The sequence below is a fragment of the Pseudomonas sp. LS_2 genome (genome assembly GCF_042709235.1).
In the GTDB taxonomy this organism is placed as follows: Bacteria; Pseudomonadota; Gammaproteobacteria; order Pseudomonadales; family Pseudomonadaceae; genus Aquipseudomonas.
Map to the genome: position 1 here is coordinate 18,895 of NZ_JAVAYC010000034.1, position 26,682 is coordinate 45,576.

General features: G+C 64.9%; 28 protein-coding genes and 1 tRNA gene. 18 read left to right on the forward strand and 11 right to left on the reverse strand.

The window, feature by feature from the left end:
* The first annotated feature begins 96 nt into the window (after nucleotides 1–96).
* The 4 genes from RAC97_RS22065 to RAC97_RS22080 all read left to right on the forward strand — a co-directional run bounded on the left by RAC97_RS22065 (nucleotide 97) and on the right by RAC97_RS22080 (nucleotide 2,182).
* Nucleotides 97–435, forward strand: coding sequence for a hypothetical protein (locus tag RAC97_RS22065; RefSeq protein WP_375101772.1), 339 nt, complete (start codon nucleotides 97–99; stop codon nucleotides 433–435).
* 107 nt (nucleotides 436–542) lie between these two features.
* Nucleotides 543–1,031 carry a TIGR00645 family protein gene (locus RAC97_RS22070; protein WP_375101773.1) on the forward strand — a complete coding sequence of 163 codons (489 nt, stop codon included), beginning with the start codon at nucleotides 543–545 and terminating at the stop codon, nucleotides 1,029–1,031.
* A 137-nt stretch (nucleotides 1,032–1,168) separates the two neighbouring features.
* Nucleotides 1,169–1,474 (forward strand): DUF6482 family protein, encoded by a 306-nt coding sequence (locus RAC97_RS22075; RefSeq protein ID WP_375101774.1) that lies wholly within the window; start codon nucleotides 1,169–1,171, stop codon nucleotides 1,472–1,474.
* A 90-nt stretch (nucleotides 1,475–1,564) separates the two neighbouring features.
* The gene (locus tag RAC97_RS22080) at nucleotides 1,565–2,182 is read left to right on the forward strand and encodes an FKBP-type peptidyl-prolyl cis-trans isomerase (protein WP_375101775.1); all 618 of its coding nucleotides are present in this window, start codon (nucleotides 1,565–1,567) and stop codon (nucleotides 2,180–2,182) included.
* A 104-nt stretch (nucleotides 2,183–2,286) separates the two neighbouring features.
* On the opposite strand, the gene RAC97_RS22085 is transcribed toward RAC97_RS22080, so the two are convergent.
* From RAC97_RS22085 to RAC97_RS22095, 3 genes are all read right to left on the reverse strand, one after another.
* The gene (locus RAC97_RS22085; RefSeq protein WP_375101776.1) at nucleotides 2,287–2,532 is read right to left on the reverse strand and encodes a hypothetical protein; all 246 of its coding nucleotides are present in this window, start codon (nucleotides 2,530–2,532) and stop codon (nucleotides 2,287–2,289) included.
* A 149-nt stretch (nucleotides 2,533–2,681) separates the two neighbouring features.
* Complete coding sequence (locus RAC97_RS22090; protein ID WP_375101777.1) at nucleotides 2,682–3,023, reverse strand: zinc ribbon domain-containing protein YjdM; 342 nt, start codon at nucleotides 3,021–3,023, stop codon at nucleotides 2,682–2,684.
* A gap of 169 nt (nucleotides 3,024–3,192) precedes the next feature.
* The gene (locus RAC97_RS22095; protein WP_375101778.1) at nucleotides 3,193–4,161 is read right to left on the reverse strand and encodes a polyprenyl synthetase family protein; all 969 of its coding nucleotides are present in this window, start codon (nucleotides 4,159–4,161) and stop codon (nucleotides 3,193–3,195) included.
* A 245-nt stretch (nucleotides 4,162–4,406) separates the two neighbouring features.
* Between RAC97_RS22095 and rplU the strand changes: the two genes are divergently transcribed.
* The 5 genes from rplU (at nucleotide 4,407) to RAC97_RS22120 (ending at nucleotide 8,100) form a co-directional block, all read left to right on the forward strand.
* A complete protein-coding gene (rplU, locus tag RAC97_RS22100) occupies nucleotides 4,407–4,721 on the forward strand; it encodes a 50S ribosomal protein L21 (protein WP_375101779.1) in 315 nt (104 codons plus the stop codon).
* Nucleotides 4,722–4,759: 38 nt separating this feature from the next.
* Nucleotides 4,760–5,017, forward strand: a complete 258-nt coding sequence (gene rpmA / locus RAC97_RS22105; protein ID WP_375101780.1) for a 50S ribosomal protein L27 — start codon at nucleotides 4,760–4,762, stop codon at nucleotides 5,015–5,017.
* A gap of 187 nt (nucleotides 5,018–5,204) precedes the next feature.
* Nucleotides 5,205–6,428, forward strand: coding sequence for an Obg family GTPase CgtA (gene cgtA, locus RAC97_RS22110; protein WP_375101781.1), 1,224 nt, complete (start codon nucleotides 5,205–5,207; stop codon nucleotides 6,426–6,428).
* Nucleotides 6,429–6,514: 86 nt separating this feature from the next.
* Complete coding sequence (proB, locus tag RAC97_RS22115) at nucleotides 6,515–7,633, forward strand: glutamate 5-kinase (RefSeq protein WP_375101782.1); 1,119 nt, start codon at nucleotides 6,515–6,517, stop codon at nucleotides 7,631–7,633.
* Between the two features lie 23 nt (nucleotides 7,634–7,656).
* The gene (locus RAC97_RS22120) at nucleotides 7,657–8,100 is read left to right on the forward strand and encodes a CreA family protein (RefSeq protein WP_375101800.1); all 444 of its coding nucleotides are present in this window, start codon (nucleotides 7,657–7,659) and stop codon (nucleotides 8,098–8,100) included.
* Nucleotides 8,101–8,187: 87 nt separating this feature from the next.
* On the opposite strand, the gene mksF is transcribed toward RAC97_RS22120, so the two are convergent.
* Genes mksF through mksB form a run of 3 tightly spaced genes read right to left on the reverse strand, consistent with a single transcriptional unit; the run spans nucleotide 8,188 to nucleotide 13,002 of the window.
* Nucleotides 8,188–11,019 (reverse strand): Mks condensin complex protein MksF, encoded by a 2,832-nt coding sequence (gene mksF / locus RAC97_RS22125; protein WP_375101783.1) that lies wholly within the window; start codon nucleotides 11,017–11,019, stop codon nucleotides 8,188–8,190.
* Nucleotides 11,016–11,723 carry an Mks condensin complex protein MksE gene (mksE, locus tag RAC97_RS22130; protein WP_375101784.1) on the reverse strand — a complete coding sequence of 236 codons (708 nt, stop codon included), beginning with the start codon at nucleotides 11,721–11,723 and terminating at the stop codon, nucleotides 11,016–11,018. The genes mksF and mksE overlap by 4 nt, the downstream gene beginning before the upstream one ends.
* Nucleotides 11,713–13,002, reverse strand: a complete 1,290-nt coding sequence (gene mksB / locus RAC97_RS22135; protein ID WP_375101785.1) for an Mks condensin complex protein MksB — start codon at nucleotides 13,000–13,002, stop codon at nucleotides 11,713–11,715. Before mksB ends, mksE begins: the two co-directional genes overlap by 11 nt.
* Nucleotides 13,003–13,239: 237 nt before the next feature.
* On the opposite strand from mksB, the gene RAC97_RS22140 reads away from it, so the two are divergent.
* On the forward strand, nucleotides 13,240–14,022 hold the full coding sequence (locus RAC97_RS22140; protein ID WP_375101786.1) for an energy transducer TonB: 783 nt from the start codon (nucleotides 13,240–13,242) through the stop codon (nucleotides 14,020–14,022).
* Nucleotides 14,019–14,474, forward strand: coding sequence for a ribosomal protein S18-alanine N-acetyltransferase (rimI, locus tag RAC97_RS22145; RefSeq protein ID WP_375101787.1), 456 nt, complete (start codon nucleotides 14,019–14,021; stop codon nucleotides 14,472–14,474). The genes RAC97_RS22140 and rimI overlap by 4 nt, the downstream gene beginning before the upstream one ends.
* Before the next feature lie 108 nt (nucleotides 14,475–14,582).
* Here the strand turns inward: rimI and RAC97_RS22150 are convergent, their stop codons facing one another.
* Nucleotides 14,583–15,740 (reverse strand): hypothetical protein, encoded by a 1,158-nt coding sequence (locus RAC97_RS22150; RefSeq protein ID WP_375101788.1) that lies wholly within the window; start codon nucleotides 15,738–15,740, stop codon nucleotides 14,583–14,585.
* A 68-nt stretch (nucleotides 15,741–15,808) separates the two neighbouring features.
* Between RAC97_RS22150 and RAC97_RS22155 the strand changes: the two genes are divergently transcribed.
* Nucleotides 15,809–16,399 carry a D-Ala-D-Ala carboxypeptidase family metallohydrolase gene (locus RAC97_RS22155; protein WP_375101789.1) on the forward strand — a complete coding sequence of 197 codons (591 nt, stop codon included), beginning with the start codon at nucleotides 15,809–15,811 and terminating at the stop codon, nucleotides 16,397–16,399.
* Between the two features lie 53 nt (nucleotides 16,400–16,452).
* On the opposite strand, the gene RAC97_RS22160 is transcribed toward RAC97_RS22155, so the two are convergent.
* Nucleotides 16,453–16,529, reverse strand: a tRNA-Met gene (locus tag RAC97_RS22160).
* Nucleotides 16,530–16,625: 96 nt separating this feature from the next.
* Nucleotides 16,626–17,555, reverse strand: a complete 930-nt coding sequence (locus RAC97_RS22165; protein ID WP_375101790.1) for a FecR domain-containing protein — start codon at nucleotides 17,553–17,555, stop codon at nucleotides 16,626–16,628.
* 189 nt (nucleotides 17,556–17,744) lie between these two features.
* Here RAC97_RS22165 and RAC97_RS22170 point away from each other — a divergent pair, with 189 nt between their 5' ends.
* The 3 genes from RAC97_RS22170 to RAC97_RS22180 all read left to right on the forward strand — a co-directional run bounded on the left by RAC97_RS22170 (nucleotide 17,745) and on the right by RAC97_RS22180 (nucleotide 20,537).
* A complete protein-coding gene (locus RAC97_RS22170) occupies nucleotides 17,745–18,968 on the forward strand; it encodes an MFS transporter (protein WP_375101791.1) in 1,224 nt (407 codons plus the stop codon).
* Between the two features lie 162 nt (nucleotides 18,969–19,130).
* Nucleotides 19,131–19,289, forward strand: a complete 159-nt coding sequence (locus RAC97_RS22175; protein ID WP_375101792.1) for a hypothetical protein — start codon at nucleotides 19,131–19,133, stop codon at nucleotides 19,287–19,289.
* A gap of 87 nt (nucleotides 19,290–19,376) precedes the next feature.
* Nucleotides 19,377–20,537, forward strand: a complete 1,161-nt coding sequence (locus RAC97_RS22180; protein ID WP_375101793.1) for an MFS transporter — start codon at nucleotides 19,377–19,379, stop codon at nucleotides 20,535–20,537.
* A 19-nt stretch (nucleotides 20,538–20,556) separates the two neighbouring features.
* Here the strand turns inward: RAC97_RS22180 and RAC97_RS22185 are convergent, their stop codons facing one another.
* Together RAC97_RS22185 and RAC97_RS22190 are read right to left on the reverse strand one after the other, a co-directional pair.
* Complete coding sequence (locus tag RAC97_RS22185) at nucleotides 20,557–21,513, reverse strand: FecR domain-containing protein (protein WP_375101794.1); 957 nt, start codon at nucleotides 21,511–21,513, stop codon at nucleotides 20,557–20,559.
* Nucleotides 21,500–22,015 carry a sigma-70 family RNA polymerase sigma factor gene (locus RAC97_RS22190; protein ID WP_375101795.1) on the reverse strand — a complete coding sequence of 172 codons (516 nt, stop codon included), beginning with the start codon at nucleotides 22,013–22,015 and terminating at the stop codon, nucleotides 21,500–21,502. The genes RAC97_RS22185 and RAC97_RS22190 overlap by 14 nt, the downstream gene beginning before the upstream one ends.
* 174 nt (nucleotides 22,016–22,189) lie before the next feature.
* On the opposite strand from RAC97_RS22190, the gene RAC97_RS22195 reads away from it, so the two are divergent.
* From RAC97_RS22195 to RAC97_RS22205, 3 genes are all read left to right on the forward strand, one after another.
* On the forward strand, nucleotides 22,190–22,816 hold the full coding sequence (locus RAC97_RS22195) for a DNA-3-methyladenine glycosylase family protein (protein ID WP_375101796.1): 627 nt from the start codon (nucleotides 22,190–22,192) through the stop codon (nucleotides 22,814–22,816).
* Nucleotides 22,817–22,943: 127 nt separating this feature from the next.
* Nucleotides 22,944–23,987 carry a bifunctional DNA-binding transcriptional regulator/O6-methylguanine-DNA methyltransferase Ada gene (gene ada, locus RAC97_RS22200; RefSeq protein ID WP_375101797.1) on the forward strand — a complete coding sequence of 348 codons (1,044 nt, stop codon included), beginning with the start codon at nucleotides 22,944–22,946 and terminating at the stop codon, nucleotides 23,985–23,987.
* A gap of 54 nt (nucleotides 23,988–24,041) precedes the next feature.
* Complete coding sequence (locus tag RAC97_RS22205) at nucleotides 24,042–26,444, forward strand: DUF3772 domain-containing protein (RefSeq protein ID WP_375101798.1); 2,403 nt, start codon at nucleotides 24,042–24,044, stop codon at nucleotides 26,442–26,444.
* Nucleotides 26,445–26,682: the final 238 nt, after the last annotated feature.

Below are 26,682 nucleotides of genomic sequence, written 5' to 3' on the forward strand. Positions count from 1 at the left end.
TCATCTATGCTGGAACTTAAGGACGGTATCAGCGTTCAGGATGGAAACAGCTCGCAGCTTGCGGGCTGAACAGGGCTTCATGGAGGGGACGCCGCCATGCGCAACCTCAGTCTCACCCGCCAGTGCCTGGGCCTGGTGACTCGCATCGAATGCAGCATTCGCCCGCTGGCCGGCGACAATGGCATGTGGACCTTGCTGTTCGCCGCCGGGATGTCCGGCGAGCAACCTTCGGCCATCAAGGCCCAGGGGCCCTTCCACGGGCCGATGGTGGCCGAGTCGGTGATGAATGCCGTTGTCGATAGCCTCACGCTGCATGGCTACCAACTGGCTGACGACCCGCAGATCTGGTGTCTGCATCTGCAGGCGCAATTGAAACGGATCAACGGAGAGCGTTGTCGAAACCTCGGCGACTACCAGTTCCACCCGGAAACCTGACTCCCCACAGGCAAGCCTGCGGCAGTGCGCCGCAGGCTTTTGCTGTCACAGGTGGCTGGCTATACTCGCGCTCGCTTTCCCGCCACCTGACGAGTTTCTAACACCCCATGGAACGTATCCTCGAAAATGCGATGTACGCCTCGCGCTGGCTGCTCGCCCCGATCTACTTCGGCCTGTCCTTGGGCCTGCTGGCACTGGCGTTGAAGTTCTTCCAGGAGGTGTTCCACATCCTGCCCAACGTCTTCGCCCTGAGCGAGGCCGACCTGATCCTGGTCATCCTGTCGCTGATCGACATGTCGCTGGTTGGCGGCCTGCTGGTGATGGTGATGATTTCCGGCTACGAGAACTTCGTCTCGCAGCTGGACATCGACGACAGCAAGGAAAAGCTCAACTGGCTTGGCAAGATGGACTCCTCTTCGCTGAAGATGAAGGTTGCCGCGTCCATTGTGGCGATTTCCTCGATCCACCTGCTGCGGGTGTTCATGGATGCCCAGAACATCTCCACCGACCACCTGATGTGGTACGTGATCATCCACATGACTTTTGTGGTTTCGGCGTTCGTCATGGGCTACCTGGACAAGGTCACCAAGCACTGACGTAATCCGGGCGCTTTTCCGGGCTCCCTGGGAAAGCGCCGCTCGCTGCGCTACCTAACGGACGAGCGGGCTTGTGCTTTCCACGGTCCTGTACAAAAGATAAGCAGTCTTGCGTGTTTCCACAGCGAGGTGCGCCCATGAACCTGCAGCAGCTCAATGTCGAGGCCAGGGCTGGCCATGTCGATGAACTGAACCTGATCGCCATCGAAGGTGGCGACTACTTGATCGAGGCCCGTATCAAGGGCCGCGCCCATCCCCTTGCCGACAACCGTGGTGAACGCGTGCGCGTGCGCTCGGTGGAGGGCGCGCGTACGCTCCTGCAAGGCCTGCCAATGCTGTCGATGAACCTGATGCATTGGTCGGTGCAGGATGAAATGTGCGGCATGGGTGTGCACCCGGAAGAAGACCTCAAGGTGCCGATCTCCCCGCGCTCCGCCTGGTAGCGATTCGCGGCGTCTGGCCGCAGTGTGCTAGGCTGCTCGCCCTTTTCATCAAGGGCGCGGCTTGGCTGCGTCCTGTATTGGAGCAAGCCAATGTCCGAACTCAACCTGACTACCGACGAAACCCGCGTCAGCTACGGCATCGGCCGCCAGCTGGGCGGTCAATTGCGTGACAACCCGCCACCGGGCGTGAGCCTGGAGGCCATCCTGGCTGGCCTGACCGACGCCTTCAACGGCGCCGACAGCCGCGTCAGCGAAGCCGACCTGTCGGCCAGCTTCAAGGTCATTCGTGACGTGATGCAAGCCGAAGCTGCCGCCAAGGCCGAGGCCGCTGCTGGCGAGGGCAAAGCTTTCCTGGCCGAGAACGGCAAGCGTGAAGGCATCACCACCCTGGCATCGGGCCTGCAATTCGAAGTGCTGACCGCAGGCCAAGGCGCCAAGCCGACCCGCGAAGACAACGTGCGCACCCACTACCACGGCACCCTGATCGACGGCACCGTGTTCGACAGCTCCTACGAGCGCGGCCAGCCTGCCGAATTCCCGGTTGGCGGCGTGATCGCTGGCTGGACCGAGGCGCTGCAACTGATGAACGCTGGCAGCAAATGGCGCCTGTACGTGCCGAGCGAGCTGGCCTACGGCGCCCAGGGCGTTGGTAGCATCCCGCCGCACAGCGTGCTGGTGTTCGACGTCGAGCTGCTCGACGTTCTGTAATCCGGTTTACTGGGGCCGCTTTGCGGCCCATTCGCGACACAAGGCCGCTCACACAGATACTGCGGCCTTGTGTCGCGATCGAGGGCGAAACCCTCGCTCACCGCTCAATTCCACTCCGTTCCCCCAGGGCGCAATGCCCGCGCATAGCAGAACAGGAACAGGTTGCGTACCAACTCCTTGAGCACCCCCGGTTCATTCGAATTCAGGCCTGTCAGGTCCAGGTCGCCCTGGTCGCGGAGTTCGTCGAGCGCATCTTCCTCGAGCACGGCGCAGACTTCGCCAGTTTCGCGGTGCAGGATGCGCAGGTAGGGATGGGGCCGGTCTAGCCAGGCGTCGATCAGGTAGGTCATGGCTACTCTCCTTGGATAGCGGTTCCAATGAGAATAATTCTTATTATCAAAATAGCAAGTGTCTATTGGTGAATTTCTGCCCGGTGGGCTAGCGACCCTGTTGCAGGGTCTGTCGGGGCTGCCAGATGGGCAGCCCCAGGAGAGGTGAGTCAGACCTTGCGCACGAACTCCGACTTCAGCTTCATCGCGCCGATGCCGTCGATCTTGCAGTCGATGTCGTGGTCGCCGTCGCACAGGCGGATGTTCTTGACCTTGGTGCCGACCTTGACCACCAGGGACGAGCCCTTGACCTTGAGGTCCTTGATCACGGTGACGGTGTCGCCGTCCTGCAGCACGTTGCCGACCGAGTCCTTCTTCACCACGTCATCGTTGGCAGCCTCGGCTTCGCCGCTGGCGGACCACTCGTGGGCGCACTCGGGGCAGACCAGCTGGGTGCCATCTTCGTAGGTGTATTCGGAGTTGCAGGCGGGGCAGGGTGGCAGGGTGCTCACTTCGGTTCCTTAAATGTGCAGGGGGCGGTTAAAGGCGCACATTGTATAAGGTTTTGCCTGGGGAATGTGTTTTGTCTGTGCCATAGCATTCGCGGGTAAACCCGCTCCCACAGGTTCAGTGGAGAACCTGTGGGAGCGGGTTTACCCGCGAAAAGTACGACGCGATCTATCAGTGCGTACGCGCTACCGCGAATTCGCTCAGTTCCACCAGCGCATCCCGGTACTCGCTGGCGGGCAGCACTTCCAGGCAGGCGATGGCGCGGGCGACATAGTCGCGGGCCAGTTGCGCGGTGTAGTCCAGGGCGCCGGAGGCCTCAACGGCCACGCGGATCTGCTCCAGGTCTTCCAGGCCACCCTTCTGGATCGCCTGACGCACCAGCGCCGCCTGCTCAGGCGTGCCTTCGCGCATGGTGTAGATCAATGGCAGGGTCGGCTTGCCTTCGGCCAGGTCGTCGCCGACGTTCTTGCCCAGGGTCTGCGAGTCGCCCTTGTAGTCGAGCAGGTCGTCGACCAGCTGGAAGGCCACGCCCAAGTGGTCACCGAAGGTGCGCAGCGCCTCACGCTGCTGCTCGGTGCCCTGTGCCAGTGCCGCGGCACTGTGCGTCGAGGCCTCGAACAGCATCGCGGTCTTGCCGCGGATCACTTCCATGTACACCTCTTCGGTGGTGCTGGCATCGCGTATCCGCGACAGTTGCAGCACTTCGCCCTCGGCGATTACCCGGGTGGCCTTGGAAAGGATCTGCATGACCGGCATCGAACCCAGTTCGACCATCATTTCGAACGAGCGCGAATAAAGGAAGTCGCCCACCAGCACGCTCGGCGCGTTGCCCCACAGGGCGTTGGCGGTGGAGCGGCCACGGCGCATGCCGGACATGTCGACCACGTCGTCGTGCAGCAGGGTGGCGGTATGCAGGAACTCGATGGTCGCTGCCAGCAGGCGCAGGTCGTCGCCTTCGCGGCCCAGTGCCTTGCCGCACAGCAACACCAGCAGTGGACGCAGGCGCTTGCCACCCGCTGACGTGATATAGTCGCCGATCTTCGATACCAGCGGCACGCGCGAGGTCAGCTGCTTCTTGATGATCTCGTCGACGGCGCTGAAATCGTCAGCCACCGCGCGGTAGAAGGATTGGGGTTGCATCGGCTGCTCCATTGAGGTTGCGCGGCATGCTAGGTCGCGGGTTCCGGCGTGTCAAGGCGCGCTGGCCGGGGCCTTGGGCCGGTACTTGCAAGCATCCAAAGGGTTGCGTACAATCGCGCACCCTAACTTTCCTGGGCAGCACCTGCCTTACGCAATTGCACGGGGCCTTTCCAGCCCAATGCAGCCATGCCAGCCAATACTCATCATATAAAGCGCTGGGTGAGCAGGATTATCGGAGAAATACCATGTCTTACGCAGTAATCGTTACCGGCGGCAAGCAGTACAAAGTCGCTGAAGGTGAATTCCTCAAGATCGAGAAGCTGGAAATCGCCACTGGCGAGTCCGTCACCTTCGATCGCGTTCTGCTGGTTGCCAATGGCGACGACGTCACCATCGGCGCACCAGTCGTCGCCGGTGCCAAGGTTGTGGCTGAAGTCGTTTCGCAAGGCCGTCACGATAAAGTCCGCATCATCAAGTTCCGTCGTCGTAAGCACCACATGAAGCGTATGGGCCACCGCCAGTGGTTCACCGAGATCAAAATCACCGGTATCCAGGCTTAATTTCCTAGATCCCCTGAATTTATTTGGAGAATTGAACCATGGCTCACAAGAAGGCTGGTGGTAGTACTCGTAACGGTCGCGACTCAGAATCGAAACGCCTTGGCGTGAAGATGTATGGCGGCCAGGCCATCAAGGCCGGCAACATCATCGTCCGCCAGCGCGGCACCCAGTTCCACGCCGGCTACGGCGTTGGCATGGGCAAGGATCACACCCTGTTCGCCAAGATCGAAGGCGTGATCAAGTTCGAGAAGAAAGGCGAGTTCAACCGCCGTTACGTGAGCGTTGTCGCAGCCTAATCGCGACGTCGCTGGAAAAGCCCCGTCACGCGACGGGGCTTTTTCGTTTGTGGTGAGCCTCTTGCAAAGCTGTTTGTATGGGCTGCCGGCGTTGGTTTCTGGTCGTACGGGGCCGCCGCGCTCATTTTTGCAAGAGCCTCAAGGTTTTCTGGTTTTCAGCTCGTCGTCCGACGAGAGGCGGTTTTGAATGAAGTTTGTTGACGAAGTATCGATCCGGGTAAAAGCCGGTGACGGCGGCAATGGTTGCATGAGCTTCCGCCGCGAGAAATTCATCGAGAACGGCGGTCCCAACGGTGGTGACGGCGGTGACGGCGGCTCGGTGTTCATGGTCGCCGACGAGAACCTCAACACCCTGGTCGATTACCGCTACACCCGCCACCACGAGGCCCAGCGCGGCTCCAACGGTGGCAGCACCGACTGCACCGGCAAGAAGGGCGACGACCTGTTCCTGCGCGTGCCGGTCGGCACCACGGTCATCGATGCTTCGACCCAGGAAGTGATCGGCGACCTGATCACCCCCGGTCAGAAACTGATGGTCGCCCAGGGCGGCTGGCACGGCCTGGGCAACACCCGTTTCAAGTCCAGCACCAACCGCGCGCCGCGCCAGACCACCCCTGGCAAGCCAGGCGAGCAGCGCGACCTGAAGATGGAAATGAAAGTGCTGGCCGACGTCGGCCTGCTGGGCCTGCCCAACGCCGGCAAGAGCACCTTCATTCGCTCGGTGTCGGCCGCCAAGCCGAAGGTCGCCGACTACCCGTTCACCACCCTGGTGCCCAACCTGGGGGTGGTCAGCGTCGACCGCTGGAAGAGCTTCGTCATCGCCGACATCCCCGGCCTGATCGAAGGTGCTTCCGAGGGCGCGGGCCTGGGCATTCGCTTCCTCAAGCACCTGGCACGTACCCGCGTGCTGCTGCACCTCGTCGACATGGCGCCGCTGGATGAAAGCAGCCCGGCCGATGCTGCGGAAATCATCATCAACGAACTGGCGCAGTTCAGCCCGGCGCTGGTCGACCGTGAGCGCTGGCTGGTGCTGAACAAGGCCGACATGGTGCCGGACGATGAGCGCGAAGAGCGCGTCAAGGAAGTGGTCGAGCGCCTGAACTGGGACGGCCCGGTCTACGTGATCTCGGCCATTGCCAAGCAGGGGACCGAGAAGCTCAGCCACGACCTGATGCGCTACCTCGAAGACCGCGCCGACCGCCTGGCCAACGACCCGGCCTACGCGGCGGAACTGGCCGAGCTCGACCAGCGCATCGAAGACGAAGCCCGCGCCCAGCTGCAGGCCCTGGACGACGCACGAACCCTGCGCCGTACCGGCGTCAAGAGCGTGCACGACATCGGCGATGACGATGACTGGGATGATTTCGAGGACGACGAAGACGGCCCGGAAATCATTTACGTGCGCGACTGATCGGTTGCAGTACACTGAACGCCGCTCTCTGGAGCGGCGTTTTTGTATCAATGTATCTACGGATTCGACATAGGTTGGAAGAGAAGATGCGAAGCAAGGTGACGGGCGCCAAGCGCTGGGTCGTGAAGATCGGCAGCGCGCTGCTGACGGCCGATGGCAAGGGCCTCGACCGCGGTGCCATGGCGGTCTGGGTCGAGCAGATGGTGGCATTGCGTGAAGCGGGTGTGGAACTGGTTCTGGTCTCTTCCGGGGCCGTGGCTGCCGGCATGAGCCAGCTGGGCTGGACCACGCGACCGAGTGCGATGAACGAGCTGCAGGCGGCCGCCTCGCTTGGCCAGATGCGCCTGGTGCAGGCCTGGGAGTCGAGCTTCGGCGAGCATGGCAAGCACACTGCGCAGATCCTCCTGACCCACGACGACCTCTCCGACCGCAAGCGTTACCTCAACGCCCGCAGCACCCTGCGTACCCTGGTCGACCTGGGCGTGGTGCCGGTCATCAACGAAAACGACACGGTGGTCACCGACGAGATCCGCTTCGGTGACAACGACACCCTGGCGGCCCTGGTGGCCAACCTGGTGGAAGCCGACCTGCTGGTTATCCTCACCGACCGCGACGGCATGTTCGACGCTGACCCGCGCAACAACCCCGAGGCCCAGCTGATCTACGAGGCCCGCGCCGATGACCCGAGCCTGGATGCCGTGGCCGGTGGTACCGGTGGCGCGCTGGGCCGCGGCGGTATGCAGACCAAGCTGCGGGCTGCGCGCCTGGCAGCCCGTTCCGGTGCCCACACCATCATCGTCGGCGGGCGCATCGAGCGCGTGCTCGACCGTCTCAAGGCTGGCGAACGCCTGGGCACCCTGCTGTCGCCAGAGCGCGGCATGATCGCTGCGCGCAAGCAGTGGTTGGCCGGGCACCTACAAACCCGCGGTACCCTGGTGCTCGATGCGGGTGCCGTGCAGGCGCTGCGCCAGGCCAACAAGAGCCTGTTGCCGGTGGGTGTGAAAACCGTGCAGGGCAGCTTCCGCCGTGGCGAGATGGTGGTGTGCGTGGGGCCGGACGGCGTGGAAGTCGCTCGCGGGCTGGCCAACTACAGTGCGTTGGAAGCGCAGAAGATCATCGGCCAGGCCTCTGATGCCATCGAAGGCCTGCTGGGCTATATCGCCGAGCCGGAACTGGTGCACCGCGACAATTTGGTCCTGGTTTGAGGAGCATGCCTGTGCTGAAAAGGATGTTTGCCGTGGTGGCGCTGGCGTTGCCGGTGCTGGCCGGGGCCGAGGAAATCGGCCAGGTGTCCACCGTGTTCAAAATTGTCGGGCCTAACGACCGCATCGTGGTCGAGGCTTTCGATGACCCCAAGGTCGACGGCGTGACCTGCTACCTGTCGCGGGCCAAGACTGGCGGCCTGAAGGGTGGGTTGGGGCTGGCGGAAGACCGCGCGGAGGCGTCGATTGCCTGTCGCCAGGTGGGGCCGATCAGCTTCAAGGGTGAACTGAAGGACGGCGAGGAAGTGTTCAAGGAACGCACCTCGCTGGTGTTCAAGACCATGCAGGTGGTGCGGTTCCTCGACAAGAAGCGCAATACCCTGGTGTATCTGGTGTACAGCGACCGGGTGATCGAGGGCAGCCCGCAGAATGCGGTGACGGCGATTCCGATCTTGCCTTGGGCGAAGTGATATCGCATTGACTGTATTGCGAGGGCTGCGCCCTCGTTTGCGCCGGACCGCCGCGAATGGGCCGCACAGCGGCCCCTGTTCATCGAATCAGGCCAATTCCTCGGCCTCATCCTCCCGCACGATCGCCTTCACCTCATCGCGACGACTGATGAACTTCCAGTCCGCCTCGTCGATGTAGATGCCGTTCGGCCCGCTACCGCCTTCCAGGTCGATCGCCACGCGCGCCGACACCTGCGGCTTCACGCTCGCCAGGATCGGGACGAAGCCCAGCTGCTGGCTGGTCTCGAGCAGCGCCGCTTGGTTGCGCTCGTCGATGTCCGCCGCCTCGTCGAGGTAGTACGGCAGGCGAATGCGCCCGGCCAGGTCGCGGTCCATCAGGTGCAGCAACAGGTACATGTTGGTCAGCGCCTTGATGGTCATGGTGGTGCCGTTGGACGCAGCGCCATCGATGTCCGCGTGGATCACCGGCTGGCCGTTGATCTTGGTGATCTCGAAGGCCAGCTCGAACAAGTCCTTCAGGCCCAGCTGGTTGTGGTTGGCCGCCACCAGCCGCGCCAGGTATTCCTTGGCCTCTTCGTTCTTGTTGTCCTGGTCGGCGCTCTGGGTCAGGTCGAACACCGACAGGGTCTCGCCTTCCTCGTACTGGCCGGCGCTGTGGATGATCTGGTCGATGTGCTTGAGCGCTTCCTTGTTCGGCGCCAGCACCACGCGGAAGCTTTCCAGGTTGGAGACCTGGCGGCGGTTGATCTCGCGGTTGAACAGCGCCAGCTGGTGTTCCAGGCTGTCGTAGTCGCTGCGGATGTTGCGCAGGGTGCGGGCGATGTCGGTCACCGCCGCACGGCGCGCCTTGGCCAAGGTCAGGGCTTCTTCCGTGCGGTGCGAGTAGGCGTTGATCAGCAGCGACAGGCGGCGCTCCATGTCGTCTTCGCTGTCGAACTTGGCCACGCCCTTCAGGCGCACCTGGGCGTACAGCGCCTCGATCTGGTTGTCGACGCGTTGCAGGCCCTGCCAGCTGTCCTGGTAGTCGTTGAGCAGCGGCAGCAGGTTGTCCATCGAGTCGTCCACCGGCTCCATGAACGGCGTACCGAACGGCAGGTCGGCCGGCAGCAGCTGCCGACGGCGCAGGGCGTCGTCGAGGGTGCGCTGCTTGGCTTCGAGGTCGGCGATCTGTCGGCCGATCAGTTGCAGCTTCGCCGACAGCTGCTGGACGCGCTCGGTAAAGGCGTCGCTGGAGCGCTTGAGCTCGTCCTGGGCGGCTTCGAGCTGCGCCAGCTGTTCCATTTTCTCCGGCTCTTCGGCGCTCAGCGTTTCGCTGCGACGGAAGTCTTCCAGGGCTTTCTGGGCATCGAGCACCTGCTGGTACAGGGCCTCGGTCTGCGCCTTGCTGGCGGCGCGGTCCAGGGCCACGGCCTGCTGGGTCTTGAGCTGCTTGAGCTCCTTTTCCAGGCGCTCTTTCTGGTCGCGCAGGGCGGCGCGGTCGGCAAGGGCCTGCAACGCTGGCGGATCGATGTGCGACAGGTCGATGGACAGCCCCGGCACTTCGAAGCGCTCACCCTTGAAGCCGTCGAGTACGGCTTCCAGGGATTTGACCCATTGTTCGCCATCATCCAGGGCGATGCCGTTGTCGCCCAGCGGCAGGCTGAACAGCGCGCCGTTGAACAGGCGCATCAGGCGTTCGACATCGGCCTGGGAGAACTCCTCGCGCAGGCGGGCGTAGCTGTTGTTGTCGGCGTGGTCGAGCTGCTGCTTGACCGCCTTCACGCGTTTTTCCAGGTCGCGCACGCGCTCGTCGAGGTCTTCCGCGGAGAACTGGCGCGACTGCGCCAGCGCACCGGCCAGTTCGTCGTGGGCGTCCTTGGCGGCCAGCAGTTGCTGCTCCAGGACCTTGACGTCATCGACCAGGGCGAAGCGGTGCTTGAGCACCGACAGCTCGCCCAGCCAGCGCTGGATGCCGGTGATTTCACGCTCCAGGCGCATCAGCTCCTGGGTGCCGCTGCGTTGGTCGTTCTGCAGGGCGTCCTGCTCGCCGCGGTAGTGCTCGGCCTGGATCACCAGCTCTTCCTTGCGCGCCATGGCGTAGTCCTGCCAGGTGCCCAGCAGGTTATCGAGCAGTGGCGAGAGGCGGTGCAGCTTGCCGCGCAACAGGTCGCGCTGGGCCACGCCACCGGCCAGGGCCTCGACCAAGGGGCCGGCGGCGACCAGGGCATTGTAGTCCTGCTCCATGCGGCGCACATCGCGGAAGGCCTCGTCGCAGGCGGCGATGTAGTCGACGCTGCCCGAGCGCAGGCTGTGCTCGAAGGCGTCGAGGAACAGCTGCTTGAGCTTGGCGGCGGTGATTTCACGCATGTGCAGCAGGTTGATGAACAGCGAGCGGAAGGTCTTCAGGCTCTGCTCGCTGGTCGAACGCAGCGGTGTCAGGGTGAGGTCCAGCGGCACCGAGGTGTGCCCGCCCACCAGCAGACGGCGCAGTTCGTCAGGCTTGAGCTCGTAGGCCTTCAGGCCATGCTGTTCGAGGTTGGTGAACAGCTCCTTCTGGCGCAGGCAGGTGTCGTTCTTCTGGTAATGCGCCAGGTCCAGCTGGCCCTGGTAGGCGAAGAACTGGTGGCCGAAGCCGCCGCCCGGGCCGCGGCCGACCACGCCGATCACGTGGGGGCCGTGGGGCAGGTCGAGTTCGCAGAGGATGTAGCTGGTATCGCTGGCGAAGTAGAAGCGCCGCGACTGCTCCAGGCTGTACTTGCCGAAGCTCATGTCCGACATGCGCGCGAGGATCGGGAACTGCAGCGCGTTGATCGACGCCGACTTACCCAGGTTGTTCGCGCCATAGACCGACAGCGGGTGTTCCAGCGGGAACAGGCCCAGGCTGTAGCCGGCGGTGTTGAGCAGTGCGAAGCGGCGGATGCCGTAGCGTTCCTGGCTCATGCGTCAATCTCCTGTTGCTCTTCGCGAATCGCCCGGGCCAGGGCGTCCTCCTCGCTTTCCTCGCCTTCGAACGGGCTGAGGTCGAGCGGATCTTCGGTGCGGTTGAGTTCTTCCGGGGTTTCTTCTTCGATCAGCACCGGGACTGGCAGTGGCAGGTCGCTGTGCAGGCTGGCGGCCAGGTCGCGGTCCTGCTGCACCGAGAGGCACACGTCGAGGAAGCGATGCATGGGGGCCAGGAAGCGGTAGATGCCGCCTTCCTCGAGGGCGAAGCCTAGCTGGGTCATACGCCGCAGGATCTTTTCTTCCAACTCCTCGACGGTCTGCACCTCGGCCTGAATGAACAGGTCGCGGTACTTCTCCAGCAACGAGGGCAGTTCGTCGCGGCCAATGCTGCCGCCGTCGAGCACGGCCATCGGGTCGCGGCCCTGGTCGGCCAGGTGCTCGACCAGGATGAAGGTGAACAGCGATAGGCGCTGGGCGGTCTTGTTGACCTGCGCGGCAGCCTGCTCGGGCACGAAATAGTAGAAGCCACGGGTGTCGCACACCAGCTCGAAGCCCAGGGCCTTGAACAGGGTGCGGTACTGGTCCTGGAAGTTCGACAGCTGGGCGTACAGCTCAGGGTCGCGGCGGCTGACGTGGAAGCCCTTGAACAGCTCGCGGAAGATCGGCGCGAGCTGGGACAGTTCGGAAAGATCAAGATGCATGGGCTGGGCTCGCGTTGGATTCGGGCGTGGTCTGGGGCTGCGCTTCGCGGCTCGAGGCGAGGGCGAACGAGCGCAGGCTGACCAGGTGTTCGCGGGTGCTGTACTCCTGGCGTTCCAGGCGCTCGCGTCTGAAGCGCTTCTCGCGCGACAGCCGCGAGAACCAGTACAGCAGTTCGTCGGTGGCGCCTTCGGGCTCCTGCTCCAGCAGCCAGACCATCAGGTCGGGCAGCGGCAGTGCGTCCTCGCAGCGCTCGAGCATTTCCTTGACCGTGCGCGGTGCGCCTGGCAGCGGGCCTTTGTTGACCTTGTGCGCCTTGGGGAAGCGCGCAGGTTTTGGCTCGAAGCGGGCCAGGGCGTAGACGTAGGCCTCGACCTGGCTGGCGCTGCCGAGAAAGGTGCTCTGCGGGCGGGTGAACAGGGGCATGGCGGCCTGGGGCAGGGCGTCGAGGCCCTTCTTGCGGATGACCGACAACGCCAGTGCCGCGCCACGGGTCACGGCGTTGTGCCGACGCGCTTCTTCACGCAGCGGCAGCAGCAGTTCGCGGGCATGGCGCAAGGTCAGCTGGGCGCTGGTCTGCATTTCCAGGATGCGCGCATGGGTGCGCAGCAGCATGTCATCGTCGACCAGGTGGCCCAGGCGCGCCTGCTCGCCCAACAGACGCAGCAGCACGGTCTCGACCTGGCGCACGCCTTGCTCGAAGGCGCCGTCGGCGTTGACCAGCTGGATCATCGGCTCGACGTATTCGTCCCAGGTCGCCAATACCTCGGCGTAGCGTTGGCGCAGGGGGATCTGGCGGTTGCTGGTCTTGGCTCGTTCGGCCACGGCCACCAGTGCCTGTTCGTCGTTGTCGAGCTTCTTCAGTACGTCGCGCACACGCATGTCGAGCAGGCGCAGCTGGCGCGCCAGGTCGTCGCTGTCGCGGTTGTCGAAGGCATCCTGGATATGCCCGGCCAGGCGCTCGAGGTGACGCAGGTAGGCTTCGATCTCCAGGCACAGGCCCAGGCGGTGCTCGCGGCGCAGGTAGGCGAGGAAGTCGTGGATCTGTGCGTTGAGCTCGAAGCGGTTCGGGCTCTTGGCCACCGGCACCAAAATGTCCAGGCGGATCCACACGTCGAGCAGCTGGGTGATCTCCTGCGGAGTGCTTTCCACCTGCTGGCGGGCCAGCTGCTGGCGCAGCTCGACCAGGCTCAGGGTGCCTTGGTCGAAGCGCTCGCACAGCGGCTCGATCAAGGCCCAGTGTTCGGCTAGGGCGCGCAGGACGCGCTTGGGTTCGATCATTGGCGGGTCGACTCGTTGCCAAGTAAAAGGGGCGATTGTACTGCATACGGGGGGGGGGATTTCACCCCTTGGTCTGGGTTTTGCGTTGCCTGAACCTCTGCGCTGAACCGCTGTAGGCACGGGCTTGCCCGCGAAAGGGCGGAAAAGCCGATAACTTTCCACCCGCCCGTTGCAGCAAGACGCCGCCAACGGCGTTAGAATGCCCGATTACCCGAATACCTCCCGGATGCCCGTGCCTTGCTGACCGAGTCCCGCCGCCGCGCCTACCTTTCCGCCATGCAAGTGGTGCATTGGCTGCCGCGCGCCGAACTGCCGTTCGCTGCGCCTTCGCGCCCGGAGTTGCTGCTGCCGCTGGCGCCGGTCGAAGCGCCCGTGTTCGAGGCTCGCCCCAGCGCCCCAGCGCCCGGCGAAGCGCCGCAGGCGCGCTCGGGCGAACGTCCGAAAATCGAGATTCCGCGCCCCAGCGTTGCCAGCAAGCCCGCTGCCAAGCCGGTCGAGTCCGAGGAAGAAGCACCCAAGGCGGCCCGCCCTGCGCCAGTCCCGCCACCGCGCTTCGCCCTGCAACTGCTGCGCGCCGGGCGTTGCCTGCTGCTGGTAGAGCTGGCCACCGGCCAGCCGTTCCAGAGCCGCGACCCTTCCTACCTGCTGCTCAAGGACATGCTGCGCGCCGCCGGCCTGCCGGATGCCCCGCAGATCGTCGGCGAGCCGGTGCGCTGGCCGTTGCTGGTGCGCGGCAACATGGACCAGGGGCCGGAGGCCGCACGGGATTTCGTCCAGGGCTTTATCCAGGCGCGTCTGGAAGAGTCTCCCAGCGCCTGCCTGTGGCTGCTGGGCCTGCCGGCCGTACGTTTTGCCGGCGGCGCCGACGAGCAGGCCTACTACCAGGAACTCGAGCTCGACGGCCTGGGCGCTGCCTGGGCCTTGCCGGGCCTTGAACTGTTGATGGACGAGCCGCAGCGCAAGGCCCACGTCTGGAAAGCGATGCGCCAGCTGATGGCGCGCTGGAAAACCGTTGAATGAGTGACTCGATCAGTTTCCGCCCGATGACCGAGGCGGATCTGGATGCCGTGCTGAAAGTCGAATACGCCGCCTTCAGCCACCCCTGGACCCGCGGCATCTTCCTGGATGCGTTGAAATCGTACGAAGTGTGGTTGATGTTCGATGGCCAGCAGCAGGTCGGCCATGGCGTGATCAACGTGATCATCGACGAGGCGCACCTGCTCAACATCACCGTGAAGCCCGAGAACCAGGGCCGCGGGTTGGGCCTGAAGCTGCTCGAGCACCTGATGGCGCGGGCCTACCAGCTCAATGGCCGGGAGTGCTTCCTGGAAGTGCGTGCCAGCAACCAGTCGGCGTACCGCTTGTATGAGCGTTATGGTTTCAACGAGATAGGCCGGCGACGGGATTACTACCCGGTGGCGGGTGGGCGCGAGGATGCGCTGGTGATGGCCTGCACCCTGTTCGAGGATTGAGAGCGGCGGCACGGCCTTCGCGGGCAAGCCCGCTCCTACAGGATCTGCGTGGAACCCTGTAGGCGTGGGCTTACCCGCGAAGGCATCAGCGCCCCTGTCAGGCCGGCATCATGCTTGCGGCTGCGGCACTTCCACCGGCGCCCGCAGGTCGCGCAGGTTGCGGGTCGCCGCGCCGGTATTGCACTTGGCCGCCGCTTGCTCCGGCGTCATGTCGCGGATGGTGCGGTAGAACAATTCGCAGGTCTGCTTCTTCTGCGTCACCTGCCACTTGGTGCTGCACGCATCCAGGGTCAGCTTGGCATCGGCCTGCGGGTTCTTGCCCATCCCGGCCTGCCAGCAGGCGGCGGTCAGGTCCTGGCCCATCATCTTCAGGCCCGCTGCGTCGGCCTTGTCCTGGTCGCCGCCGTAGCTGCTCTTGTCTGCCGCATACCAGATCGCGCTCGGGTGGTTCGAGCCCAGCACCGGCACCTGCTGGCCGGCCTCGGGGCTGATGCTGACCAGGCCCAGCACATCGACCTTCGGGCCGTATTGCTGCTGGATCCAGCTACGCACCGGCGCGCCGAAGGCGACCATCGGCAGCGGCTTGCCTGCGCTGCGCAGGGTCATTTCCTTGACCATGCGCACCTGGTAGTCGCTGAAGTAGCTGTAGGTGCCTTCCAGGTCCTTGCCGGCGCTGGCGGGTGCGGCGATCGGGGCGATGTCGACGATGGTCTGGTAGGCCGGGGTCTGGTTGGCATCCACGCCGTTGAAGGTCAGCAGTTGGGCCCAGCGGTCGGTGGTGTTGGAGCGCAGGTAGTCCTGGGCCTGGGTCAGCGAGTAGTCCGGCGGGAAGTGCAGCAGCTCGATGCTGCGGCGGTTCTCCAGGGCCATGCCCAGCGGCAGGAACAGGTACCAGTCGTAGGCCCACTTGCCATCCTTGTTCAGCTGGCTCGCGCCCTGGTAGGCCAGCTCGCCGCTGTCGAGCAGCTTGCGCAAAGGCTCTGCGTAGCTGGCGGGCACCTGGGTGATCTCGGCGTGCAGCTTGTCGTTGTCGCGACGCACGTGCACCTGGGCGTCGGCGTAGCCGTCGCGGCGTACGCTCTGGGTCAGGTAATGCTCGACGGTTTGTTCCAGGGTCCAGTCGCGAAAGCAGATCACGCTGCAATTGTTGGGGTAGGCGAACAGACGGGTGACCCGCTGCGCGTCGCCCAGGTCGATGTGCGCGTCCGCCATGACCAGGCCGCTGAAGGCGAGGGCGGCGAGGCCAGATACAGCAGTCTTTTGCATGCTTAACTCCTTGTCAGTGGCCGCCAGGGGGTGGCGGGCGCGCTCATACTGGATGAAGAGGTAGGGGGATGAAAAGTGCCAGGTTGTGGCTAATGGCTATGACTTTGTCCGGGGGGCTGCCTGCTCATGCCGACGAGCGTGACCTGTGGCTGTTCGCGCAGTGGGCCGGCGACCATCAAACCCGACCGTTTCGCGAGATGTTGGTGGATGCACGGCTGTATGGCGTGGTGCCGATCCACCAGTTGTTGCGCTCGGCATCCGACTGGCGCCAGTGCCGCGCCGCGCCATTCGCCGTGCCGCCCAGTAGCCAGTGGCCGGCGGTGCGTTCGACCCTGGCGCTGCTCCAGACCCTGCAAGAGCAGGGCATCCTGCGCCAGTTCGAAGTGGTGTCGGCCTACCGCGACCGCGCATTGAATGCCTGTGCCGGTGGCGCGGTCGGCAGTGCCCATACTCGTGCGTTTGCCGTCGATCTGCTGCTGCCCGATTGGGCCGACCCCAACCCGTTGTGTCGTTTCTGGCAACAACAGGGCAAGGCATGGAGCATGGGCCTGGGGCGCTACCCGTCGGGGCGTATCCATTTGGACACGGCGGGCTACCGCACCTGGGGCGGGGATGGCAGCGCCGGTTCGTCGTTCTGTGCCAAGCCTGCTGAGGGGTGAAAAACGCAGGCAAAGAAAAAGGGCTTATCTTTCGATAAGCCCTTTTCAGGATATGGTGGCTACACAGGGACTTGAACCCCGGACACCGGCATTATGAATGCCGTGCTCTAACCAACTGAGCTATGTAGCCAAGATGGCGCGCATTATTCGCTCGAATCGACTACCTGTCAACACCCGCCTTAAAAAAATTTCCAAGCTTTCAAACGCTTAGCCCGACGACCGGTTGTCAGCGAGCAATCAGCCAGTGGCCGAGCACGTTGTACAGGCGCAGGTCGTGTTCGTTCGCCAGGTGTTCCACGCTTTCGCTGGCACGATCAAGGTTGAAATCGCCCCTGATACGTCGGTAGGCAAGCTGTTCGTCCATCACCCAGGCACGTTGACCCTGGTAGCCAGCCAGGCGTTGGAGCACCTCGCCCAGTGGCATGTCGCGGACGTGCAGGTTGCCGCTGCGCCAGGCGTCGGCTGCCCTGGCGTCGGTCTTCTCCACGGCGCCGATGCGCAGGTTGGTGAAGCTCACCCGCTCGCCCGCCGAGAGCAGGCGCTGGTCGCCGCCCAGGCTGATGTTGGCCTTGCCGCTGAGTACCACCAACTCGTCGCGGTCGGCCCAGCGGGCGAGCAGCAGGCGCGTGCCGAATACCTGGATGCGGGCATCGTCCACCTGCACCTCCAGCGCCCGGCCATCGAGCATCACCTCCATGGACACCTGGCCTTGTACCAGGTGCAGGCGTCGGGTGCGTCCGCGCAGGTCGACGTTCATGGCGCTGGCGCTGTCCAGGTGCAGGGTCGAACCGTCGGCCAGGCGCACGCTGCGTCGTTCGCCAGCGTCGGTGTGCAGTTCGCTGCCCAGGCGCTGCATGAGCGGCCAGTAAAGGTAGGCGAGCGCCGCCACCAGCAACAGCAGCAGCAGGGCCACGCACTTGCCCAGGTGACTACGGCGCACTTCGAGCTCCCGTGGCCGAGGGCGTGCGGCTGGAGGCAGCTGTTGCCAGCGGGCTTCCAGCTCGGCGAAGGCGTGGGCGTTGTGCGGGTCCTGGCACCATTCGGCGAAGGCCTTGCGCTGGCGTTCGTCGGCACTGGCCTGGCGCAGGCGGGCGAACCATTCCAGCGCTTCCCGTTGCGGGTCGTGGGGGCACGGCAGGGCGGGCATCGGGTTCATGGGGGCTACTCGTGGAGAGGGCGGTTTGGCCCAATGTCTACGGGGTGCAGGTGCTGAAGATGCTAAATATAGTGAGAACCATTTGCAAGTGCGCGGCGGACGGATGGCCCCGCGGAGGCAAATAAGGGTGGCTTCGTATCCAGATGTTTCTAATAATCGGATCCCAAACCTGCTACGGACCTTCAGCTCATGGCTATCAGCAGCACCTCGACCAGCCCCGTGACCAGCGACGCCCCGGCCGCCTCCGGCAGCAGCCCGCTGGTCATGCGCATCATCGGTTTCTGTGCCCTGGCGCACCTGATCAACGACCTGATCCAGGCAGTGCTGCCGGCCATCTACCCGATGCTCAAGGCCAACTACAACCTGAGCTTCGCGCAGATCGGCCTGATTACCCTGACTTTCCAGATCACCGCCTCGCTACTGCAACCTTGGGTCGGCTTCTACACCGACAAGCGGCCCACGCCCAACCTGCTGCCGCTGGGCACCTTGTGCACCCTGGTGGGGATCGTGATGCTGGCGTTCGTCGGCAGTTTCCCGATGATCCTCCTGGCTTCGGCGTTGGTGGGGATTGGCTCGTCGACTTTCCACCCGGAAACCTCGCGTATCGCCCGGCTGGCCTCGGGTGGGCGTTTCGGCCTGGCGCAGTCGACCTTCCAGGTCGGCGGTAACGCAGGCTCGGCCTTCGGCCCACTGCTGGCGGCGGCCATCGTCATTCCCTTCGGCCAGGCCAATGTGGCCTGGTTCGGGCTGGCCGCGCTGTTCTTCTTCGGCGTTACCCTGATGCTGCGCCGCTGGTACAAAGGCCACCTCAACCAGTTCAAGGCGCGCAAGGCCCAGGCCGCTACCCACGGCCTGTCACGCCAGCGGGTGATCGCCGCCCTGGTGGTGCTGGGGCTGCTGGTGTTCTCCAAGTATTTCTACATGGCCAGTTTCACCAGCTACTTCACCTTCTACCTGATCGAAAAGTTCGACCTTTCGGTGGCCAGCTCGCAGTTGCACCTGTTCCTGTTCCTCGGCGCGGTGGCGGCCGGCACCTTTTTCGGCGGCCCGATCGGCGACCGCATCGGGCGCAAGGCGGTGATCTGGTTCTCGATCCTGGGCGTTGCACCGTTCACCCTGGCGCTGCCCTATGCCGACCTGTTCTGGACCACCGTGCTCAGTTTGCTCATTGGCTTCATCCTGGCCTCGGCGTTCTCGGCCATCGTGGTCTATGCCCAGGAGCTGGTACCGGGCAACGTGGGCATGATCGCCGGGATCTTCTTTGGGCTGATGTTCGGCTTCGGCGGGATCGGCGCGGCGTTGCTGGGGTACCTGGCGGACCTGCGGGGTATCGAATACGTGTATGGGCTGTGCTCGTTCTTGCCGCTGTTCGGCTTGCTGGCGGTGTTCCTGCCGTCCACTGGTAAGCGCTAAGCTGCGCGGTTCATGGCCGGGCCCCTGCCCTGGTTCGCGGGCAAGCCCGCTCCTGCAGGTCGACGATGCCGTACCTGTAGGGGCGGGCTTGTCGGAGCGCCGCGAGAAGGGCAGGGCGATTGACGGCCCAAGCAGCCTTGACCTAGAGTGCCCTTCCTTTCCATGCCTGTAACTCAAGCCATGCGCCGTACCCAGCCCCTCAGCCCAGCTCGCCCTGTCGCCCCGGCAGCGCGTCGCTCGTGGCCGAGCGACACGGTGCTCAAGCGCCGGCGCAGCGTGCTGTTCGCCTTCACCTTCTCGCCGCACCCGACCCTGGACTGACCTTCGCGTCCTCACCGGCCCGCCTCCCTTGCGGGGCCTGGGGGCGTTTGCGTTCGCACATCTTTTCAGCGTTGTCAGGAGTGGTACATGAACATGCGTTTGCTGGCGGGCCTGTTGTTCGCCGTGTCTGTCGTCGGCTTCAGCCTGGGAGCCAGCTTGCCGCTGGTGTCTTTGCGCTTGCACGAAGCCGGGGCCGACACCCTCAAGATCGGTATCGTCTCGGCCATTCCGGCAGCGGGCATGATGCTCTCGGCCTTCATGGTCGACGCCTGCTGTCGCTACCTCACCCGACGCACCCTCTACCTGCTGTGCTTCAGCTTGTGTGCCCTGAGCATCGCGTTACTGGAGTGGGCGTTCTCGTCGATCTGGTTGCTGGCCTTGCTGCGCCTGGGCCTGGGGTTGGGCATGGGGGTGGCGATCATCCTGGGTGAGTCGTGGGTCAACGAACTGTGCCCGGAGCACAACCGCGGCAAGGTCATGGCCCTCTACGCCACCAGCTTCACCGGCTTCCAGGTGCTTGGCCCGGCCATGCTGGCGCTGCTGGGCGCGAACAGTCCGTGGGTGATGGGCGTGGTTACCGCTTGTTACGGGCTGGCGCTGCTGTGCATCGTCTTCACGGTGCCCAACGACCGCGTGCGTCACGAGGGTGAGGGCGAGAAAAGCTTCACCTTGGCAGGTTTCTTCCGCGTGGCGCCAGCGCTGTGCATGGCAGTGCTGTTTTTCTCGTTCTTCGATGCGGTGGTGCTGTCGCTGTTGCCGGTGTATGCCACCAGCCTGGGCTTTGCGGTGGGCGTGGCGGCGCTGATGGTGACCGTGGTGTTCGCCGGCGACATGCTGTTCCAGTTACCGCTTGGCTGGCTCGCCGACCGGGTGGAGCGCACCGGCCTGCACCTGGCCTGCGGGGTGGTGGCGATGGCCATCGGTATCGGCCTGCCCTGGCTGCTACAGATGACCTGGCTGTTGTGGCCGCTGCTGGTGGTGCTGGGCGCCGTGGCGGGAGGCATCTACACCTTGGCGCTGGTGCTGATCGGCCAGCGCTTCAAGGGGCGCGACCTGGTCACGGCCAATGCCAGCGTCGGCCTGCTGTGGGGCGTGGGTAGCCTGGTGGGGCCGCTGGTCAGCGGTGCGGCGATGGATATCGCGCCCCATGGCTTGCCCATGGCGCTGGCGTTGATGGCGGGGTTGTTCGTGTGCCTTGCCCGGCAGGCGTATCGGCGGGCAGGGGCGTTGCGGGCGGTGGCGGACTGATGCGCGATTTCGCTGTCACCTACGCCGCGCCGATGCTCACCCAGTAGCGGGTGCGGTAGTCGATGCGCACGGGCAGCGAGCGCGCCAGCAGCCGCAGGATCTGCTCGCTGTCGCCGAGCTGGAAGGTGCCGGAGACCTTGAGCCCGGCCACCTCCGGCGCGCAACGCAGCACGCCTGGGCGGTAGCGCGAAAGTTCGTCTACGAACTCGCCCAGCGGCATCTGCTGCACGCTGAGCACGCCGTCGGTCCAGCCCCAGGGGTCGCCATGCAGGTGGGCCAAGCGCAGTTGGCCATCGGCGCTCACCTGGAGGACTTCGCCGGGCAGCACCAGGCGCGGGGTGGCGGAGGAGGGGAACAACGTGACCTCGCCACGGCGCACCGCCAGCAGCAGGCCTTGGTCGTTCTCGCGCAGCAACAGCTGACCGTCATGGGTGTCCATGTCGGCGATGGCGGTATCGATATGGAACGGGCGGTTGTCGTCGCCATTGCTGTCCAGGCTGACCTCGCCGCGCAGCAGAGTGAGCAGGCGCTGGTCAGGGCTGTAGCGCAAGTCGATGGCGCTGTCTGTGTTGAGTTGCAGGCGGCTGCCATCGCTGCCTTGCAGGCCGCGTCGCTCGCCAGTGGCGGTGCTGCTGTCGGCCAGCAGCGCAGGCAACCCCAGCGGTTCGCGTGCGCTCCACAGCAGGCCGCTACCCACGGCCAGCACGCCCAGCAGCTTGAGGTGATCGCGCCGGCTACTGCGCAGGTTGCGGCTGCCTTCAAGGGTGCGTCGGCTGATCGCACCGGGCAGTACGGCCAGTTCCTCGCCGAGGTTGTTGACCCGCTGCCAGGCCAGGGCGTTGTGCGGGTGGCTGGCCAGCCATTGCTGGAACTGCTGCTCCCTGCGCGGGCAAGGTTCGTCGAAGCGCAGCTTCACCAGCCAGTCGATGGCCTGGTCGACCTGGGCCTGGGCCGGAATACGTTCAGACATCGGCATAGCGCAACCGGTAGCAGACGCCCAAGGCCTTGGCCAGGTCGCGCTCCACCGTGGCCCGCGATACGTCCAGGTGCAGGGCGATGCGCGGAATGCTCAGGCCGTCGAGCTGCGCCAACAGGAACGCCTGGCGTGCCCGCGGCTTGAGTTGCAGCAGGGCGCGGTCCAGGCGTTCGAGGGTGTCGAGAATGATATGGCGATGTTCTTCGCTGGGCGCCTCGGCCTCTGGCACGCTGGCCAGGCTTTCCTGGTAGGCGCGCTCCAGGGCGCGGCGGCGGTACTGGTCGATCATCAAGCCGCGGGCGATGCTGCTCAGGTAGGCCCGGGGTTCCTTCAGCGGAGCCACCTGGCGTGCCCGCAGCAGGCGCACGAAGGTGTCCTGGGCGAGGTCGGCGGCATGCTCGCGACAGCCGACCCGTGCCCGTAGCCAGCCGCGCAGCCAGGCGTGGTGGGTTTGATAGAGCAGATCGACTTCGGCGGGCTTGAGCGTCTCGTTGACCTGCATCGTATGGCGTGCCCCACAGCTGAAAGAGAGTACGATTGTGAATGTTTCTCAATTCTAGGTGGGCGAATGGCCATAGGGCAACGGTTCACCGGGAATTAGTCGCGCAAGAACGGCCGTTTCGCCGATGAACGGTTGATCTAAGATGAGCCTTCAACCGCAGCACAGGTGATGCTCATGATAAAGGCCGACCTTTCTGCGCAAGCCTACCGGCAGGCCTGCGAGTTTTTGCAATCGCTCGACCCGGACTGGGCGCGGCATATCGAAACCACCGGTCCGTGCCTGCACCGTGCAACCCCTGGGCGCGAGCCGTTCGAGGCGCTGGTGCGTGCAGTGGCCTACCAGCAGTTGCACGCCCGCGCTGGCGAAGCGATTCTCGGGCGGCTGCTGGCGCTGTACCCGCAAGCGGCCTTCCCCAGCCCCGAGCAATTGCTGGCCACCGACCCCGAGACGCTACGCGCCTGCGGTTTTTCGGCCAGCAAGCTGGCGACCGTCCAGGGGATTGCCCAGGCCCGCCTGGAAGGGCTGGTGCCCAGCCTCGACGAGGCCCGTGGCCTGAGCGACGATGTGTTGATCCAGCGTCTGGTGGCGCTGCGCGGGGTCGGTCGCTGGACGGTGGAGATGCTGTTGATCTACAGCCTGGAGCGCTCCGATATCCTGCCAGTGGACGACTTTGGCGTACGTGAGGGTTACCGGCGCATCAAGGGCCTGGACAAGGCCCCGACGCCTGCGCAGATGCGCTCCTTGGGCGGCGCCTGGAGCCCGCACCGTACGGTGGCGGCCTGGTACCTGTGGCGGGCCTGAGCGGGTTGTAGTTGAGCGCAAAACATTACCCGCACACAGGGCTTCCATTTACCGAGCAAGAATCGGGGAGCCGCCACCGGCCGCTCCCTGGCAATCTTGCCGCAACTGCCTACCAAGGACTGCCGCCATGTACACCACCGACGCCCAACGCTGGCAGGCCGTGCAAGCGCGTGACAGCGCCGCTGCCGGCCATTTCGTCTACGCCGTGCGCACCACCGGGGTGTATTGCAGCCCCGGCTGCAAGTCGCGCATGGCCAAGCGTGAGAACGTCGAGTTCTTCAACGATGCCAGCGCCGCCGAAGCCGCTGGCTTCCGTGCCTGCAAACGCTGCGCCGGCAACCTGCGGGAAACCCGCTACACCGCTTTGGTGACACGGGCCTGTCGCCTGATGGAAGCCAGCGCAACGGCGCTTAACCTCGACCAACTCGGTACTGCGCTGGGCGTCAGCCCCTTCCACCTGCACCGCCTGTTCAAGGCTGAAACCGGCCTCACGCCAAAGGCCTACGCGACCGCCTTCCGCGCCCGCCGTCTGCGTGAGCGGCTGGGCGAGGGCGACTCGATCACCGACGCCATCTTCGAGGCCGGCTTCAACGCTGGCAGCCGTTTCTACGAAAGCGCCGGCCAGCGTCTGGGCATGCGGCCGCGTGACTACCGTGCAGGCGGTGCGGGAGTGACCATTCACTTCGCCATCGGCCAATGTTTTCTCGGGGCGATCCTGGTGGCGCAGAGCGAGCGCGGTATCTGCGCAATTCTGCTGGGCGACGATCCCGAGCGCCTGCTGCACGATTTGCAAGACCAGTTCCCCAAGGCCGAGCTGGTCGGCGGCGATGCTGGTTTCGAGCGGCTGGTGGCCGAAGTGGTGGGGTTCGTCGAGCAACCTGGCATAGGCCTGGCCTTACCGCTGGATGTGCAGGGCTCTGCTTTCCAGGAGCGCGTGTGGCAGGCCCTGCGCGAGGTGCCGGCTGGAGGGCGGGTCAGCTACAGCGACATCGCCGAGCGTATCGGCGCACCGAAGGCGGTGCGTGCGGTAGCGCTGGCCTGCGCAGCCAACCGCATCGCGGTGGCCATTCCCTGCCACCGCGTGGTGCGCCGCGACGGCGATATCAGCGGCTACCGCTGGGGCGTGGAACGCAAGCGGCAATTGCTGGACCGAGAAACGGTAATCACCTGAGTGGCGCAGCAGCGTAGAATTCCCGCTTTGTTCAGTTGGGTTTAGGGGAATTCGATGGGTCGCGTGGGCCTTTTCCGATTGTATTGGGTATTTCTTGCTTTGCTTTTGTGCGTGGCGCAGCCGGCCTGGTCGGCGGGCGCCGCGCCGGTGTCGCAACTGCTCAGCGAGGGTGTGCCGGCCCTTGAGGAAGACGCAAGCCTGGAACAGCTGAGCGATCGGCTCGACCTGGTGCGCCAGGGCGTGACCAGCAATGCCAACGACGACCAGCTCTCGCAGCTGCGCCAAGCGGCCTTGCAGGTGCAGCGCCAGGCCGATGCGCTGGGAGCGTTGCGCACCACCGACATCGAGCGTCTGGACGATCAGCTCAACGTGCTCGGCCCGGTGTTGCCGGACGAAGCCGGAAGCATCACTCGCCAGCGCAGGCAACTGACGGACGAGAAGAAGCAGTTGCAGGCCCAGCAGACGCAGGCCCAGCAACTGACCCAGTCGGCCCGCGACTTGTCCACGCAGATCGTCAACCTACGCCGTAGCCTGTTCAACTCGCAGATCACCAGCCGCGCCGCGAGCCCCTTGAGCCCGGCGTTCTGGTCCAGCTTGATCCGCCCGACCGACGACGACGTGGCGCGCTTGCGCGACCTGCGTGGCGAGGCGGCGGATGCCCTGACCAGTGCCTTCGGCCCAGAACGCCGCTGGTGGTTCCTCGCCAGTGTGCTGGCCGCCGTGCTGGTGTGGACCCTGGTGCGTCGCCAGCTCGAACGCCTGCTGGCCAAGGCGATGATCCGCTGGCTGCCGGAGGGCCGCCTGCGTCGCAGCGCCTTGGCCGTGGGGGTGAGCCTGGCCACCCTGTCGACCATCGCCGGCGCCGTGTCGCTGCTGCGCTGGGGCCTGGAGACCAGCGCGCAACTGGGCACCGACCTGGCCAGCCTGACCAACCATGTATTGACCCTGGTGGTGTTCAGCGCCTTCATTGCGGGCCTGGGCCGCGCCATGCTGATGTTGCAACGCCCCTCGTGGCGCCTGCCGCCGATCCCCGACGAGGTGGCCAGCGCACTGAGCTGGTTCCCACAGGTGCTGGCGCTGGCATTGGTGTTGCTGCTGACCCAGGAGCGCATCAACAGCGTGATCGGCACCAGCCTGGCGCTGACCGTGGCCACCAACGGCCTGACTGCGCTGGTGGTATCGCTGATCTTCGTCGCCGCCCTGGTGCGCTACCGCCGTACCCGCCGCAAGCACGGCCTGGAGCGTCCGGCAGGGTTGGCTGGGCTGATCCCGTTCGTGGTGGTGGTGTGGGTAGCTGCAATCCTGCTGACACTGCTGGCCGGCTACCTGACCCTGGCCTATTTCCTCACGGCCAAGCTGCTGTGGATCAGCGTGGTGGCCACCTGCGCCTACCTGCTGGTGACGGTGTTCGGCGACCTCTGCGAAACCTTGCTCTCGCCCCGCGAGCCAGCAGGCCGTGCATTGGCTTCTGCGCTGGGCTTGCAACAGCGCCACCAGGCGCAGTTCAGCACCGTGCTGGCCGGTATTGGTCGTACCGTGATGCTGTTGATCGCCGCCTTGCTGGCATTCCTGCCGTCGGGCACCAGCCCTGGCGAGTTGTTGCTGAGCCTGGCCGAGTGGGATGGCAGTGGCGGCAAGGTGCTCGGCAACCTGAGCATCGTGCCCCAGGACATCTTCCTGGCCATCGCGATCTTCATCGGTGGCTGGTTGGCCATCCGCGTGCTCAAGCGCTGGCTGAGCGAGCGCCTGCTGCCGGAGACCGACATGGACGCCGGCATGCGTGCCTCCCTGGTGACCCTGGTGGGTTACCTGGGTTTCCTGTTCCTGGCGATGCTGGTGATGTCGACCCTGCGCATCAACCTCACCAGCCTGACCTGGGTGGTCAGTGCGCTGTCGGTGGGTATCGGTTTCGGCTTGCAGCAGATCGTGCAGAACTTCATTTCCGGCCTGATCCTGCTCACCGAGCGCCCGGTGAAGGTGGGCGACTGGGTGAGCCTTGCCGGGGTCGAGGGCGATATCCGCCGCATCAATGTGCGCGCCACGGAGATCCAGATGGGCGACCGCTCCACGGTGATCGTGCCGAACTCGCAGTTCATCTCGCAGAACGTGCGCAACGTGACCATGGCCAATGCCCTGGGTGTGGTCGGCATTACCCTGACCCTGCCGTTGGAAACCGACGCCAACCAGGTGCGTGAGCTGTTGTTGACGGCGTTCCACGAGCACGAGGCTATTCTCGATGCCCCGGCGGTCTCGGTGACCTTCAAGGACCTCACCACCAGCGGCATGGTGCTGAGCGTGAGCGGCTACGTGGCGGGGCCGCGGCAGGTGTCTGGGGCGCGTAGCGACCTGCTGTTCACTATTCTCGGTCGCCTGCGCGACGAAGGCATCGCGCTGTCGTCGCCGCAGAGCATGGTGTTGTTGCAGGAAGCACAGCGCCCGGCTGACGAGCCCGCCTGAGGCCAGGGGGCCGCGCGCCCTGGCTTGATTCATCTGTAACCGTGCCAGCAGCTCTGGCCAATCGCCTGGCCAGGGCTGCGCACGGGTTCGCAGCGGTGCGGCGGTCCAACAAGCCCTGCAAGATTTTGCACACCTGCAGGAGCGGGCTTGACCGCGAACACCGGCAACGCCGGTGCCATCCCCCAATCCCCCGATGCACCACCTCAATCGTACCGATAGCGGAATTATATTTTGCGCA